Source organism: Candidatus Blochmanniella pennsylvanica str. BPEN, from assembly GCF_000011745.1.
Taxonomy (GTDB): Bacteria; Pseudomonadota; Gammaproteobacteria; order Enterobacterales; family Enterobacteriaceae; genus Blochmanniella; species Blochmanniella pennsylvanica.
Genome location: NC_007292.1, coordinates 775,573 through 791,654 on the forward strand (window position 1 = coordinate 775,573; position 16,082 = coordinate 791,654).

The following is a 16,082-nucleotide window of genomic DNA, read 5'->3' on the forward strand; positions in this document are numbered from 1 at the left end:
TGTTATTGTATGATACGTTTCCAACCTATTGTCCAAATAAAGATTCCAATTACAAATAAAAAAATAGAAAAAATTTTTAAATATTTATCCTGTATATACAAAAAAATACTGCTGGTAACTAATGTTGCACCAACACCGAATAAAAATAACGCTTGACCATGATTAGTTCGCTGAGTTCTTAATTCTCTTATTAATATTTCTATTTTTTTTTGTAACATACAAGAACGTTTAAATTCATGAGATAATAAATTCGGTAATTCTGGTATTTTATCGATCCAATGAGGTATCTTGTCTTTTAAAGCACATATTGTTGTTGACAATTTTAATTGGTCCCGCATCCATCTTTCTAAAAAAGGTTGAGCAGATTTCCAAAGATTTAGATTTGGATATAATTGTCTAACTATTCCTTCGATGTACAATAAAGTTTTTTGTAATAAAATTAATTGGGGTTGTATTTCCATATTAAAATATCGTGCAGTATTAAATAAGTACAACAATATTTTACTAAAAGGAATTTTTTCTAACGGTTGTTCAAAAATTGGTTCAAATACTGTTCTCATAGCACATTCAAAATCTTCAATGTTGGTATCCAAAGGTATCCAACCTGAATCAAGATGCAATTCAGCTATTTTACGATAATCATGATTGAAAAATGCTATGAAATTTGCTGCTAAATAGTATTTATCTTTTTTATTTAAAGATCCTACAATGCCGCAATCAACACTAATATATTTTGGATTTCCTGGGTGTTTATAGCTAATAAAAATATTACCAGGATGCATATCTCCGTGAAAAAAACTATCTCGAAATACTTGAGTAAAAAATATTTCTATTCCACGTTCTGCTAATAATTTCATATTAGTTTTTTGTTTTTTAAGCGCAACTAAATTATATACTGGTATACCATAGATACGCTCCATAACCATAACGTTTTCGCTACAAAAATCTACGTATACTTTGGGTATATATAATATTTGACTTTTTTTAAAATTTCTTCTCAATTGAATAGTATTCGCTGTTTCTTTTAGCAAATTGAGCTCATTAAAAAGAGTTTTTTCATATTCTGAAACAACTTCTGAGAACTTAAATTTCCGTCCTTCTGGTAAAAATTTACAAATCCATTTGGCTAATCTATACATTAAACATATATCTATTTTAATAACAGGCAAAAGACCGGGTCGAATAATTTTAATTACTATATCTTTATTGTTTTTTTTTAATCTGGCAGAATGTACCTGTGAAATAGATGCAGATGCTAATGGTATTTCTTGAAAATCTTTAAACCATGTTTCTAATGAATTCCCGATAGCTCGTTCTATGCACATTTTAGCAATAATCCCATCGAAAGGCGCCACACGATCTTGTAGTATTGATAATTGATCTGCAACAGAATCTGGAAAGATATCGCGTCGAGTAGAAAGCATTTGCCCAAATTTAATCCATATTGGACCTAACTCCTGTAATGCTAAACGAAATCGTTCCCCTAAAGTTAGTTGAGAATGCTTATTTAAAACACGTAAAAGAAATCTACTACCTATTCTTAATGGAAAAATTAGTCGATGAGTAGGAACAAAATCACTTAGCCCATAATTTAATATTGTTTTAATTATAGAATACAGTCGACATAACTCATCAACAAGCATCAGATTGCCTATAATTTGTTTAAAATGATTAGGAAAATATTCAGTTTTATATTTAAATAATACATCTTTATAAGGATTAATTTTAGTTCATTAGACTTATATCGTGTTCTTACTATCAAGTATAGTTACATGTAAACATTTTTAATTAAAATGCGCTTTTTTCATAAAAATCTATAAAGTATGAGATAAAATTTCATCTGTTTGATAAAATATAAGTTTGATTGTAAGTATAACAAATACTAATAATGTTAAAACTAGATACAAGTTTACACTATTTAATTAAATTTTAAGTTAATTAAACATCCTGGCTAATCTTAAAATGAATATACTCATCATCTACTGTATTATAGGTTGTTCATTCACATAATATATAGTATCATTGTATATTCTATTTTTATCTAATTTGTTTTTTATAAATATAAAAATAAATAATTGTTTCTTACTAAGATATAAAATAGTTGAATATCATGGTTTTGTGTGCTCGAAATAAAATATCTTTACAGGATTTAATAAATATTCACGTTCTTGGCGATGTTAACAAAATAATGACACTGTCTATTTTAATAATTCACTGAATATTAATATTTTTTTAACATTTATAAGCGCAATGTAATACAGCAATCCCAAAAGTCATATTGAAATATTCAACATTGCTGAATCCTGTTCGTATTATCATGTTTTTTAAAGTTTCTTGATCTGGATGCATACGAATAGATTCTACAAGATAACGATAACTATTAATATCTTGAGTTATACATTTACCTATTTTAGGTAAAATATGAAATGAATATAAATCATATATTTTGTGCAATACTTTAAAATTAGGCACTCCGAAATCTAAAATTAATAATTTTCCTCTAGGTTTTAATACTCTATGTATTGAAAATAATGCTTGTTCTTTATTTGTAAAATTGCGTAATCCAAAAGAAACAGCAACGCAATCAAAAGTATTTTCAGAGAAAGGTAAAGCTTCAGCGTCAGCTTGTATATATATTACATTATTTAATATACCTAAATCGCGTAATTTTTTTTGCCCTATATGTAGCATGGAATCATTGATATCTGCTAGCACTACGATCCCTGTATTACCTACTAACCGGGAAAATTGAATACTTAAATCTCCAGTACCTCCAGCTAGATCCAATACAATGCATCCAACATATACTTCGCTGCGATAAATCGTAAATCGTTTCCACATTCTATGTATTCCAAACGACATTAAATCATTCATTAAATCATACTGTGATGCTACAGTATGGAATACATTAGACACTAATGATGTTTTCTTATCTTTGTAAACATTTTGAAAACCAAAATGAGTCATTTCTTTTTCAGATTTATTCTTCATATTCATCATTACCGTAATATTTATCATTACATTTCTATTCATCAAAAAATAATACTAATTTTACTAAAATAGTACTTTGATTTTATTAAGTCACATACTTTAATGTACTAAATCAAGAATTTGATAAAGATTTATGACATATATTTTCAGTGATATTATCTTCACAATTAGATACATCGGAAGATTTTTTTTTTGTATCACATAAAAATATAGAATTCGGTGAAATCGCATTAGTAACAATTGGTTGTTTTATTTGCACTCCAAGCGCTCTAAAACCTTCCGCTTGACTTATAATATTACCTTTTCCTTCAGAAAATTTATTCTTTGCTGCACTATAAACAACTTCTGCTTTATTTAGATAAAGACCAATTTTATTCAAGTCATCCATAAACAACCGTAGTTTGTCATACAATCTGCCTGCTTTATCAGCAATTTTTTGAGCATGGCAGTTTTGATATTCATAACGCCATAAGTTATTAATAGTGCGCAAAGCTATTAACAATGTTGTAGGGCTAATTAACATAATATTACACCGCATAGCATCTGTTAATAATGATGCTTCTTTTTTGATAGCTAACATAAAAGCTGATTCAATAGGGACAAACATTAAAATATAATCTAATGTGTTCAATCCAAATAATTTTTGATAATCTTTTTTGCTTAATGATTTTATATGAGCACGCAATGAATGTACATGATCAGTGACAGCTAACCGTTGATCTTCTTCGCTATCGCTATTGAAATAACGTTCATAAGCCACTAGAGATACTTTAGAATCAATTATTACATCTTTACCATGAGGTAAATGTATAATTACATCAGGTTGCAATCTATTTCCATCAGTTTGTTTTATGCTGACTTGCACATGAAATTCATGACCTTCACGCATACCAGAAGCTTCTAATGCACGAGTTAAAATTATCTCTCCCCAACTTCCTTGTGTTTTATTGTTTCCTTTTAGTGCTTGTGTTAGATTAATAGTTTCTTGAGTAATTTTTGCATTCAATTGATGTAAATTACGAATTTCATATGTCAAGGTATGTCTCGATTGTTCTTCTTTTGAGAAATTATTTTGAATTTGACTTTTAAATCCTTCTAACTGTTCTTTTAATGGATATAACGTTCTCTCAAGAGTTATTCGATTTTGTTGGTCTATCTTACGTCCGTTTTGCTCAAAAATACGATTTGCCAAATTTTCAAATTGCATAGTTAATCGGGTTTCACTATTGGTGAACAACTTCTGTTTTTCTTCTGTTGCTAATTTGTATTCTTCTAAACGAATATTTAATTCTTGTATTTTTAATTCTTGAGAATGATTTAAATTTAATTGTACATGTAATTCATTATTTAGTTTTTCGCATTTTTGATGATAATGATTTAGTAATTTTAAACGCTCTTCGGCAGTGGATAATTTACCATACAGTTCATATATCACTTGAGATTTTTTTTGCAATTTCTGTTCAATATTATAACGTAAAGCAGACTCATTTTTTAAATTTTGTGCAGTTACACATAAAGCATTTTCATGAGATGCATAAGCATTATTATATTTTTTTATATACCGTTTGCTTATAATCTTAAAAAATATTCCAGATATTAAGAAACCTGCGAATATGCTAATTATGTTATACAAATAAAATAAAGTAATTGGCATAGATTCTCTGTCATAAAATATATTCATAAATAATCTTTATAATAATTACTTATTATTAATCATTATATACAACGTATCAATAGTGTAGGAATATAAATAGACGTAGGTCTTATATCATATTAATGAATAACATGTTATTTAGACAATACAGCATGCTAAATTCCATTCTCGATTCTTTTATTTAAAAAATAATATGTTATTTTAAAATTTTTTGTCAATGACTGAATATTATTGAAATGAATAAAAAGATTTAAAAAATAATGATTAATATTATTCTGCATAACGGTGTAAAAAAGTATTGCTTTTGCTCAGAATAATATGAGCGCCTTCTATTGCAACTTTCATTGCCATATATTCAGTATGATGTATTAAAGTAACGTTTGGAATTTCTTTTTGTGTGCGATTTACAATAACGCCTGTAACAACTCCTGCTCGTAATCCTTGACTTAAACACATAGTTAGTAGTGTTGCAGATTCCATTTCATAACTCATAACTCCCAGGTTTTTCCATTCTTCCATGGACCCGCGCAATTTTTGAATAACTCGCCCAGAATATGTATCTTGTCTTTCTTGTCCAGGATAAAATGTATCTGAAGATACGGTTACACCGAAATGTGATTTAATACCAATGTTTTTAGCTGCTTGAATTAAAGCTATAGTACATGATAAATCTGCTACTGCTGGAAATTCTAATGGAGCAAAATGTTGACTTGCTCCATCACAGCGAACAGCAGCAGTGATAATCAACACATCGCCTATTTTTATATATTTTTGGATAGCTCCTGAGGTGCCTACACGTAAAAATGTACGTATTCCTAATTGAGATAACTCTTCTACTACAATAGAAGTAGATGGACCGCCTATACCTGTAGAACAAACAATTACTGTCTCTTTATTGATTTTTGCGGACCAAGTTGTAAATTCTCGATTACTAAAAATGTATTTCGCTCCATCCATCAGAGAAGCTATTTTTTTAACTCTATTAGGATCTCCTGGAAGAATAGCTAAAGTTGCCCCTTGAAGGTCCCCGATCTTTAAACCTAAATGAAATGAATGAGTTGTAGTCATAATCTAACTATTGCGTGTTTCTTAAAAGTTATTAAGAATGTTTAAGATTCGTGGGAAACTTTTCCAAATTCTTTATTTTTTATTCATAAAAAATATCAATTTTAACTGATTCAATGATCGTTCCTTAATTAGATGATTTCGTAATCAATCCATTGTATTACCAATAAATCCGGTAATTTTATCTTGATATTGATTGCTATACAATCAATTAATAAAAATTATTAGTCATTATTTACGATGAATAAAATTGTTTACGCAATAATTTAGCTGCAGACACCATGTTATTCAACGAATGTTTAATTTCAGGCCATGATCTTGTTTTTAATCCACAATCAGGATTAATCCATAAACGTTGTTCTGGGATATATTTTAACAATTGATTAATTCTTCTGATAAGATCATTTTGAGTTGGTTTATTTGGAGAATGAATATCGTATATTCCTGGTCCAATTTCATTTAAATTCTTTATTACATGTCGTATGGATTTTAATATTTTCTCATCTGACCTAGCTGCTTCTATACTGATGACATCCGCATCTAATGCTAGAATAGCATAAATGATATCACTAAATTCAGAATAACACATATGAGTATGAATTTGAGTGTCATCTTTCACTGATGATACAGTGATCCTAAAGACATTAATTGCCCATTCTAAATATTGTTTTTGATCAGAGCGTTTTAAAGGTAATCCTTCTCGCAAAGCTGGCTCATCAATTTGTATGATTCCAATACCAGATTTTTCCAAATCTATTACTTCATCACGTATCGATAACGCTAATTGCAATGCTATTGTTTTTCGTTGCATATCCTCTCGTGGGAACGACCAAGACATTATGGTGACAGGTCCAGTTAATATACCTTTTATCGGTTTATTAGTTAATGACTGAGCATAACTTATCCATTCTATAGTAATGGGTTTTGAACGACTAATATCCCCAATAATTACCGGAGGTTTTACACAACGTGAACCATAACTTTGTACCCACCCATTTTGAGTAAATATAAATCCATTTAAATTCTCTCCAAAATATTCCACCATATCATTTCGTTCTGGTTCTCCATGCACTAGAATATCTAAATCTAATTTTTCTTGTTCCATAATAATTTTTTTAATGTAATTCTTAATATTAAGATGATAATCTTCTTTGTTGATTTGGTTATTTTTAAAGCGCGAACGAAGTTTACGAATTTCTTCAGTTTGAGGAAATGAACCGATAGTAGTTGTTGGAAATAATGGTAAATTCAACTTCTTATGCTGTAATGTAACTCGTGTTGTGTACGGAGAAGATCTAGAATAAGAAATTTCATCGATGTGTTCGAGACGTTTTTTAACTTGTATATTATGAATTGTACTAGAATACGATCGTAAGTTATTAGAAATATAATATTCACTAAGTGTATCTTCATATGTCGCGTCACTTGTGTTTTCAGCATTCAATGCAGCGCATAACATTTTTATTTCGTAACATTTTTGCAACGCAAAAGCAAACCATTCTTTAATGTGTTTATCTAACTTTATCTCCGTATTTAGATCAATAGGACTGTGTAATAAGGAACAAGAAGAACCTATCCATAAGCTGCGCTCGCCTACTAAAGGATATAGTTTTTTAAACCAATCATGTAAATTAGTTTTCCATACATTACGTCCATTAACTACTCCTGCTGATAATGTCCAATGTTTTGGTAGTCGTGCATGCAGTAAAGGTATATTATCAGGATTAGAAACCAGATCTACATGTAGCCCATCTATTTTTAATCGCGTAATAATATCTAATTGATGATATATGCTATCGAAATAAGTAGTTAATAGTAATTTAACTTTACCATGAAGTTGTTCATACGCGCTTAAATATGCATTTAGCCATTGTAACGGTAGCTCCAAAACTAGTATGGGCTCATCAATTTGTATCCAATCAATATTTTTTGATAATAAAATATCTAATATTTCTTGATATACTGATAATAAATTGGGTAATAATGATAAACGATCAAATTTTTTTCCTTTTATTTTTCCTAACCAAAGATAACTAATTGGGCCAAGTAGTATTGGTTTTACCGTATATTTTAGAGACAAAGCTTCATCTATTTCATCAAATAATTGAGTCCAATTTAACTTAAATTCCTGATTGGGAACAAATTCGGGTACTATATAGTGATAATTTGTATTAAACCATTTTTTCATTTCTGAAGGAGGTATCAATTTTTTGTCTAAAGAATACCCTCGGCTTATTCTAAACAATGTATTTAAATTAATATTTTCTTGACCAATACGATGCCTATCTGGAATATTATTGAGCATCAAGCTAGTAGTTAAAACATGATCGTACCATGCGAAATCACCTACTGAAATCCAGTCGATACCGGAATCTTTCTGTTGTTTCCAATGACGTATGCGTAATGTACGGCCTATTTCTAATAATTTATCTTCTTTGATTTTTCCATCCCAATAATATTCTAGAGCATATTTTAATTCTCTATGTAATCCAATACGAGGAAATCCTAATATATGACCGACAATTGTCATAATTCACTCCATGAGCTATTTTTATTATATGAAGTACTCATAAAAAATTATAGTAAAAAATTTAAAAAAGTATTATGGCACCAATAGTTAATTCGATTATTGCAAAATAACTTCACAGCTAATGCTATAGCTACTATATAACTTTTTTTAAATTAAAAATGTGTAACATCAAAAATCATTAATAAATATGAATTATATCAAATTGATATACTATAATCAAACAATTAAAAATTAATAAGTATATATACATTTTAACAATTTTTATATTATTTAGTTTCACCAATGAAATTCAAAAAATTTTAATTAATTTTGTATAATTAGTTTCATTTTTTTCATGGCATTTTTTTCTAATTGACGTACTCGTTCAGCAGATACACCGTATTGATTGGCTAATTCTTGTAACGTACTTTTATTATCTACATTTAACCATCGGGCACGAATAATGTGTTGACTGCGTTCATCTAAAGTCTTTATAGCTGCATTTAATTTATCACTAACTTGATCAATCCATTCCTCTTCTTCATTAGAGGAAACAATTTTGTCTTGTAAATATAAAATAGGTGCTATTGTTATTCCTCTATTATCTTCATCTGAAGATTGTTCAAAAGTCATATCTTGCGCTGACATTCGGGATTCCATTTCACGCACGTCTTTGCTAGTCACATTTAACGCTTTTGCGACTATTTCTATTTCTCCTGCATTAAACCAACCTAAACGTTGTTTAGTTTTGCGTAGATTAAAAAATAATTTACGCTGCGCTTTAGTGGTAGCTATTTTTACAATACGCCAATTTTTTAAAACATATTCATGAATTTCGGATTTAATCCAGTGTACAGCAAATGATACTAAACGAACATCTAACTCTGGATTAAATCGACGAACAGCTTTCATTAAACCAATATTACCTTCTTGTATTAAATCGGCCTGAGGTAATCCATAACCAGAATAATTACGAGAAACATGAACAACAAATCTTAAATGTGATACAATGAGTTTTTTTGCAGCATCTAAATCACCATTATAGTATAAGCGTTTAGCTAATGTTTTTTCTTCTTCTGCTGTTAACATAGTATAAGCATTGGCTACTTTTATATAAGCTTCTAAATTCCCTTGAGGAATTAAAGTTACATTTTTTTGTATATATTTAGGCATTTATTCTCCTAAAATAACCATTTATACGCAGATAATTATGAGTACATCATTGCGTCTGCATGTAATTGCATCGGAATCATTGTAAAAAATTTTGTATCAACAACAGAATGATGTATGACACTTAAATAGTGTATATTATTAACGTAATCATCATTGATTTTATTGCTAATTTTAATTATATATAATATATCATAAATTACCTATTATAACTAATCATTATTCTTAATAACATCAAACACTTCATAGATAATTTTAGTATAATCTGAATTGTAAGTGAACATTGATGATGCGTGGATTATGTACAGAATAAACAGATGCCAACAGATGCGGTCGATTCGTTTTTTGTTGTCAATCTATACTATTTTCAAATTTTATTTTTAATTAATATTCTGGGTTTTATGACTTTTCTACTTCAATACATCATAAATACTATTTTAATTATTTAAACTTAGTCTCTTTTAATTAAAATCCTCAGAAAACATCATAAATATGAATAGCATTATTTTCAATAATTATTTATAATAATATTTTTGTTGCTATTCAGATTAATAATCTTGTTTTTAAAAACACCCACTTAAATTATAAGTAGCGTTTTTTGTTATTGAGTTTACTCTTTTAAAATAGCTTCAACAAAATTGTGTGATTTAAATGGTTGCAAATCATCAATATTTTGCCCTATCCCAATATATCGTATTGGTATGGAAAAATGATCAGCAATAGATAAAAGAGTTCCTCCTTTAGCACTACCATCTAATTTGGTCATAACTATTCCTGTAATTTTAATAGCTTCATTGAACATGCGTACTTGATTTACAGAATTTTGTCCGATATTGGCATCAAGAACTAACATGGTTTCATGAGGTGCCGTTGCATCAATTTTTGTTATTACTCTAATAATTTTTTTTAGTTCTTCCATAGCATATATTTTATTTTGTAATCTACCTGCGGTATCTATGATAAGTAAATCAACAGATTTTATTTTAGCTATTTTAACGGCATCAAAAACTATTGAAGCAGAATCAGAAGTAGTATTTTTTGTGATGACTGCGATGCAACCACTACGTTTTCCCAAAATTTCTAACTGATCTGCAGCTGCGGCTCTACAGGTATCTCCTGCTGCTAGCATTACAGTTTTATTCTTTAATCGGTAATAATGTGCTAATTTTCCAATAGTAGTAGTTTTTCCAACACCATTAACCCCTACCATTAATATAATAAATGGTTTTTTTTCTTGTAAAAATAATGGTCTATCGATGAGTGTAACTATTTTTAACATTTCATTACGTAATGCATCGTGAAAAGATTGTTCATTACAATTAGTATTAAAACTAATATAATTTCTCAAATTATTAATGATTTTTTGGGTAGTATGTATATTGATGTCTGCGATTAATAATTGATTCTTAATTTTATCTAAAATAACAGTATCAATTCTTTTATTACGAATTAACTCTATTATATTATCACCCAATTTTTTTCGAGTATTCAACAAACTCTGTTTCAGTCTATTAAATAAATTATATGCACGATTCATATATATTTACCTCATAATTATCATTAACATATACGATGTTATTTTTTATTTATTTCGATGTTTTTATTACATACTTTGTTAATCAATTTTCATTAATATTGTTTATTTTGTATTTTTTCAAAAAAACAAAATATTTACATGTAATACACTACACATAATTGCAGACGCAAATACAACTAATGAAGAGTATAACAAAAAACAAATGGGTTGTAGATATACAAAACATTAGAAACTATAATTGTCAAACTTCTATAGTTTATGTATAAGTAATTAGATTTATATAGCATAAAAACAAATTGATGATTCATGACTCATAATAAAAATCTTTTCATTTCAAAAAATAAAAATATCTTGTGAATTATTATTTTAATATATACAGAAATATAGTGGATGTGTGAAAAATAAATTACATTTAGGCGTATCCAGAAAAATTAAGATTATTGGCGGTAAATGGAAGGGAAGAAACATACCAATTACTCGGCATTCTAAGATACGTCCAACTACTAATCGTATGCGTGAAATATTATTTAGTTGGCTTAATCCTATTATTTCTAGAGCGGTGTGTTTAGATTGTTTTGCTGGAAGCGGTGCATTAGGTTTAGAATCATTGTCTAGAGGAGCTAATAAAGTAACTTTTTTAGATAATAATCATATTTGTATTACTGCATTGATAAAAGTCATGCAGTCTTTTTCAGCATATAACAGTGAAATAATATATACTGATTGTCGTTCTTGGTTACAACAATCGACTACGACTTATAATGTCATCTTTCTTGATCCTCCTTTTCAAAATAATATTATACCTGAAGTTATTTTTTTATTAGAAAGGTCCAATCTATTGGAAAAAGAATCTTGGATTTATATAGAAACTTCAAAAAAAAGAAACATTTTTAATACTAGTATAATTCCGAATTATTGGATTTTATATCATAAAAAAATTACTCGGAATGTCATGTATTATCTTTTTTTAAGAAGATCATAGAATGTTTGAATATAATAAAAACACTACTCAAAACATGTTATTTCACACGTCTACCACAATTTGATGTAGCTTTTTTATACATCAAAAAATTGCATTAACCACACCAGGATTTGTAACAATGTATTAAACCATAAGTTGAACTGTCATGATTTTTAGAAATCATACTTTCATATTTTAATTCTGGTAAAATACTGTCAGCCAATTGTTTTCCTAATTCTACCCCCCATTGATCAAAAGTATAAATATTAAAAATAATGCCTTGTGTAAATATTTTATGTTCATATAAAGCAATCAAAGCTCCTAAAGTATAAGGAGTAATTTTTTTAACTAAAATAGAATTACTAGGATTATTTCCTTTACATAACTTAAAAGGAACTATACATTGTTCATGTTTGTAATTTTTTTTAGATTGTATATATTTTTGCATTGATGTTAGATGTGTATTTCCAAAAGCCAACGCTTTGGTTTGAGCAAAAAAATTTGATATTAATTTTTCATGATGATCAGATATAGGATTATGACTAATTGCTGGTGCAATAAAATCACATGGAACCATTTTAGTGCCTTGATGAAGTAATTGATAAAATGAATGTTGTCCATTAGTCCCAGGTTCTCCCCATATAATAGGGCCAGTCTGATATGTAATAGGGCATCCATTGCGATCTACACATTTTCCGTTAGATTCCATATTTACTTGCTGTAAATATGCTGTAAAACGGTGCATATATTGATCATAAGGAAAAATAGCTTCAGTTTCAACTTGAAAGAAATTATTGTACCAAATACCAATAAGCGCTAGAATTACTGGTAGATTTTCATGTAACGGTGTGCTATAAAAATGTATATCCATGTCATGGGCTCCAGTCAGCAATAACTCAAAATTGCTCACTCCTACTGATAGCATTATCGGTAAGCCAATTGCTGACCACAATGAATAACGCCCGCCTACCCAATCCCAAAATTTAAACATATTTTCTGATGGATCAATACCAAATTTACGCACTGCTATGGTATTTGTGGATAATGCTATAAAATGCTTCGATATATGTTGTGCATCAGAAGTAGCTTTACAAAACCAGTTACGTGCACTAAGCGCATTGGTCATAGTTTCTTGCGTAGTAAAAGTTTTTGATGCTATTACAAATAGTGTATTTTCTGGATTTAAATTTTTTAATGTCTCAAAAATGTGTGTGCCGTCTATATTAGAGACAAAATGCATATTTAAATGATTTCGATATGGCTTTAATGCTTCAGTTACCATATAAGGCCCAAGATTGGAACCGCCAATACCTATATTAACAATATCTGTAATTATTTTATCCGTGTAACCTGTCCAATTACCTTGAATAACCCGATTACAAAATTGTTTCATTTTATTTAGTACTGCATTTATTTGTGGCATTACGTTGAATCCATCCACTAAAATTGGCGTATTTTTTATATTTCTTAAAGCTATGTGTAATACAGCACGATCTTCACTACAATTAATTTTTTCCCCATGAAACATATCTGAAATGGCTTCTATCAGATCACATTCAATAGCCAAAGATATTAGTTTAATAATAGTTTCGTTCGTGATTAAGTTTTTTGAATAATCCACTAAAATTTCATTATTAAATGTTTTAGAGAAATGAGCAAACCTATATTTGTCTTGATTGAACAAATCGTTAATTGATGTGCTCTTCATATCGTCAAAATGTTGTTTGAGATGCTTCCAAGCTTGTGTACGATTAGGATTTATATTTTTCATAATTCATTTTCTTATGCTCTATCACAAAAGTAAGTGAATAAAAATTAAATTTAAAACAAACTATTCAACGCGCCATAACTCATTCAGGTTACTACATAAATGTAGTAACCGATTTATATATATAATTATCGTACCTCACGTGTATAAATATGGTGAAAATTTATACAGGAAAATAAATATACAAAATTAACCATTTATTTCTATATCAATATAGTATACATCTGCACATATTTATGCAAATTGAAAAATTCTTGATTATGTATAAATACACTTTTATACACCAACCAATATCATCGATCTCAGATAAACATCAAAAAAAAAATACATAATCTTTTGTATGCACAATAACAACAAACTCAAAACTATAGTTTTGAGGAAATTATATAATTTTAAAATATTTATAATTTTTTGAATTTATATTTCATAAGTTAATTTTACAGAATAAATATGATAGTTTATTATTCATTTCACTCAACCTGTTCAGAAAGAACTTAAATGTTTTATGACATTTTGTTGTACATAATAATTCAGCCAATTTGCAAATAATAAATACGCATGACTTCTCCAACTGATCTTAGGAACTAAATTAGGATTGTCTTGAGGAAAATAATGATCTGGCAGCTTTGGACTTAATCCCAATTTTAAATCTCTATAATACTCCTGAGATAAAGTCATCGCGTCATATTCTGGATGTCCAGTTATAAATATTAAACGCTTGTCTTGACTCATAAGCAAATATGCACCTGCTTCATCAGATTCTGCTAAAATTTCTAAATCTGTGTTCCGATAAATTATATCTTTAGGAAAATCCGAATAACGAGAGTGAGGAGCTAAAAATTTTTCATCAAATCCTTTTGTTAAAAGTGCATGTGAATTTATAGTATTATGTTGGTAAATTCCCACTAATTTACGTTTCCGAGTAAATTTAGGAAGATTGTATAGCACTTTTAAAGCCGCCTGTACTGCCCAACAAATAAATAATATCGAATTAATATGTTCTTTTGCCCATAAAAATAATTGCTCAATTTGAGGCCAAAAGGTTATATTTTCAAAATTAATTAATCCCAAAGGAGCACCAGTTACAATTAAACCATCGAAGTTTTTATATCGGATATCTGGAAAACTACAATAAAAGTTGTTTAAATGCTCAACAGGTGTGTTTTTAGGGATATGACCATCTATACGCAATAATTGAATATCAATTTGTAAGGGAGAATTTGACAATAAACGTAATAATTGATTTTCCGTTTCAATTTTTTTTGGCATTAAATTAAGAATCAATACTTTTAAAGAACTCTGTTCTTTAAAAGTATTGCGTGATTTTTGCATAACAAAAACATCTTCATTTTGTAAAATTTTTATCGCAGGCAACCTGTTTAATACCTGAACTGGCATAATGTCGTAACCTTAATATGTATACGTATGTTTTAAATTTATTTAGTTTTAAATTGTTTATTTTACCTATATACATATCACAAATTCCCATCATCCATCACAAAGATGGAATCATAATTATAAAATTAATTTTTTTTCAACACGTATTGAGTAAAATACAAAAAAATCATTATCTAAGTATCACGGATAATTTGTAATCCATATGTCTAACATAGTTAACACGTAGTTAATAGTAATTCATTGAACATGCGCAAACAAAATATAAATAGGATATAAATCCTATTGAACATTTCTCATTATCTACTATTACGTACATCAATTCATGATAGGCCTGAGTGGAATTGAACCACTGTCCTCACCCTTATCAGGGGTGCGCTCTAACCGCCTGAGCTACAAGCCTGTAATTAATATAAAATATTATCAATGTTCTTTCCATAACCTTTAACTACAACGTATAATTATGTATTAAGTTTGATTACAAAACTACTTATTCATTTAAAATGGAATACATATTAACGCATATATATTTACTATTTAAATAGAATGAGCCCGTCTTTCACAATAACATAACTCAAAATATTAATTCAAATATTTCCATAAATTTAGTTATTAAGAAAAAATTATTAAACAATAATAACCTGTTTTCAAATTTTTATTTCTAATATTTTATATATTACTATAACAATCCTCAATAATACAATCCTAACAACATACAATAATCAATATTATTTCAAATTATCTTCAATAAGCAGATAATTTAATCTATTCTTTTCATTGAATTTTTCAACTTTTTTAAATATAATTGTTAAAATGTTCGGTCAACGGGTATACATATACACATACATATGTGTATATGGTAAAGTAAATAAGAGTTGGTTGGTGGGAGTTCGTACTTGGATGTGGCTGCTGATTAAGGGTGAGCTTTCGTTGGGTGGTTGCGGTGTGGAATGCAACTGAAAAAAAATTCTTCTCTATTTTGAAGGATCGTTTTACTGGGTTTGTTGTTGGGTTATGTAATGAGGTTTTTGT

10 protein-coding genes and 1 tRNA gene are annotated in these 16,082 nt (G+C 28.4%); 1 reads left to right on the forward strand and 10 read right to left on the reverse strand.

The window, feature by feature from the left end; genetic code table 11:
* Positions 1–2: 2 nt before the first annotated feature.
* The 7 genes from ubiB to ftsY all read right to left on the reverse strand — a co-directional run bounded on the left by ubiB (position 3) and on the right by ftsY (position 10,926).
* On the reverse strand, positions 3–1,643 hold the full coding sequence (gene ubiB / locus BPEN_RS03200) for a ubiquinone biosynthesis regulatory protein kinase UbiB (protein WP_011283157.1): 1,641 nt from the start codon (positions 1,641–1,643) through the stop codon (positions 3–5).
* Between the two features lie 589 nt (positions 1,644–2,232).
* Positions 2,233–2,991 carry a bifunctional demethylmenaquinone methyltransferase/2-methoxy-6-polyprenyl-1,4-benzoquinol methylase UbiE gene (gene ubiE, locus BPEN_RS03205; protein ID WP_238374060.1) on the reverse strand — a complete coding sequence of 253 codons (759 nt, stop codon included), beginning with the start codon at positions 2,989–2,991 and terminating at the stop codon, positions 2,233–2,235.
* A 112-nt stretch (positions 2,992–3,103) separates the two neighbouring features.
* Complete coding sequence (gene rmuC / locus BPEN_RS03210; protein WP_011283159.1) at positions 3,104–4,672, reverse strand: DNA recombination protein RmuC; 1,569 nt, start codon at positions 4,670–4,672, stop codon at positions 3,104–3,106.
* Between the two features lie 243 nt (positions 4,673–4,915).
* Positions 4,916–5,713, reverse strand: a complete 798-nt coding sequence (gene udp, locus BPEN_RS03215; protein WP_011283160.1) for a uridine phosphorylase — start codon at positions 5,711–5,713, stop codon at positions 4,916–4,918.
* A gap of 232 nt (positions 5,714–5,945) precedes the next feature.
* Positions 5,946–8,240 (reverse strand): 5-methyltetrahydropteroyltriglutamate--homocysteine S-methyltransferase, encoded by a 2,295-nt coding sequence (gene metE / locus BPEN_RS03220; protein WP_011283161.1) that lies wholly within the window; start codon positions 8,238–8,240, stop codon positions 5,946–5,948.
* Positions 8,241–8,543: 303 nt separating this feature from the next.
* The gene (rpoH, locus tag BPEN_RS03225) at positions 8,544–9,392 is read right to left on the reverse strand and encodes an RNA polymerase sigma factor RpoH (protein ID WP_011283162.1); all 849 of its coding nucleotides are present in this window, start codon (positions 9,390–9,392) and stop codon (positions 8,544–8,546) included.
* A gap of 607 nt (positions 9,393–9,999) precedes the next feature.
* A complete protein-coding gene (gene ftsY, locus BPEN_RS03230) occupies positions 10,000–10,926 on the reverse strand; it encodes a signal recognition particle-docking protein FtsY (RefSeq protein ID WP_011283163.1) in 927 nt (308 codons plus the stop codon).
* 394 nt (positions 10,927–11,320) lie between these two features.
* Between ftsY and rsmD the strand changes: the two genes are divergently transcribed.
* Positions 11,321–11,908 carry a 16S rRNA (guanine(966)-N(2))-methyltransferase RsmD gene (rsmD, locus tag BPEN_RS03235; RefSeq protein WP_011283164.1) on the forward strand — a complete coding sequence of 196 codons (588 nt, stop codon included), beginning with the start codon at positions 11,321–11,323 and terminating at the stop codon, positions 11,906–11,908.
* A gap of 94 nt (positions 11,909–12,002) precedes the next feature.
* Here rsmD and pgi read toward each other — a convergent pair whose 3' ends face one another.
* From pgi to BPEN_RS03250, 3 genes are all read right to left on the reverse strand, one after another.
* Positions 12,003–13,658, reverse strand: a complete 1,656-nt coding sequence (gene pgi / locus BPEN_RS03240; protein ID WP_011283165.1) for a glucose-6-phosphate isomerase — start codon at positions 13,656–13,658, stop codon at positions 12,003–12,005.
* Positions 13,659–14,138: 480 nt separating this feature from the next.
* Positions 14,139–15,053, reverse strand: a complete 915-nt coding sequence (metA, locus tag BPEN_RS03245; protein WP_011283166.1) for a homoserine O-acetyltransferase MetA — start codon at positions 15,051–15,053, stop codon at positions 14,139–14,141.
* A 326-nt stretch (positions 15,054–15,379) separates the two neighbouring features.
* Positions 15,380–15,453, reverse strand: a tRNA-Ile gene (locus BPEN_RS03250).
* Positions 15,454–16,082: the final 629 nt, after the last annotated feature.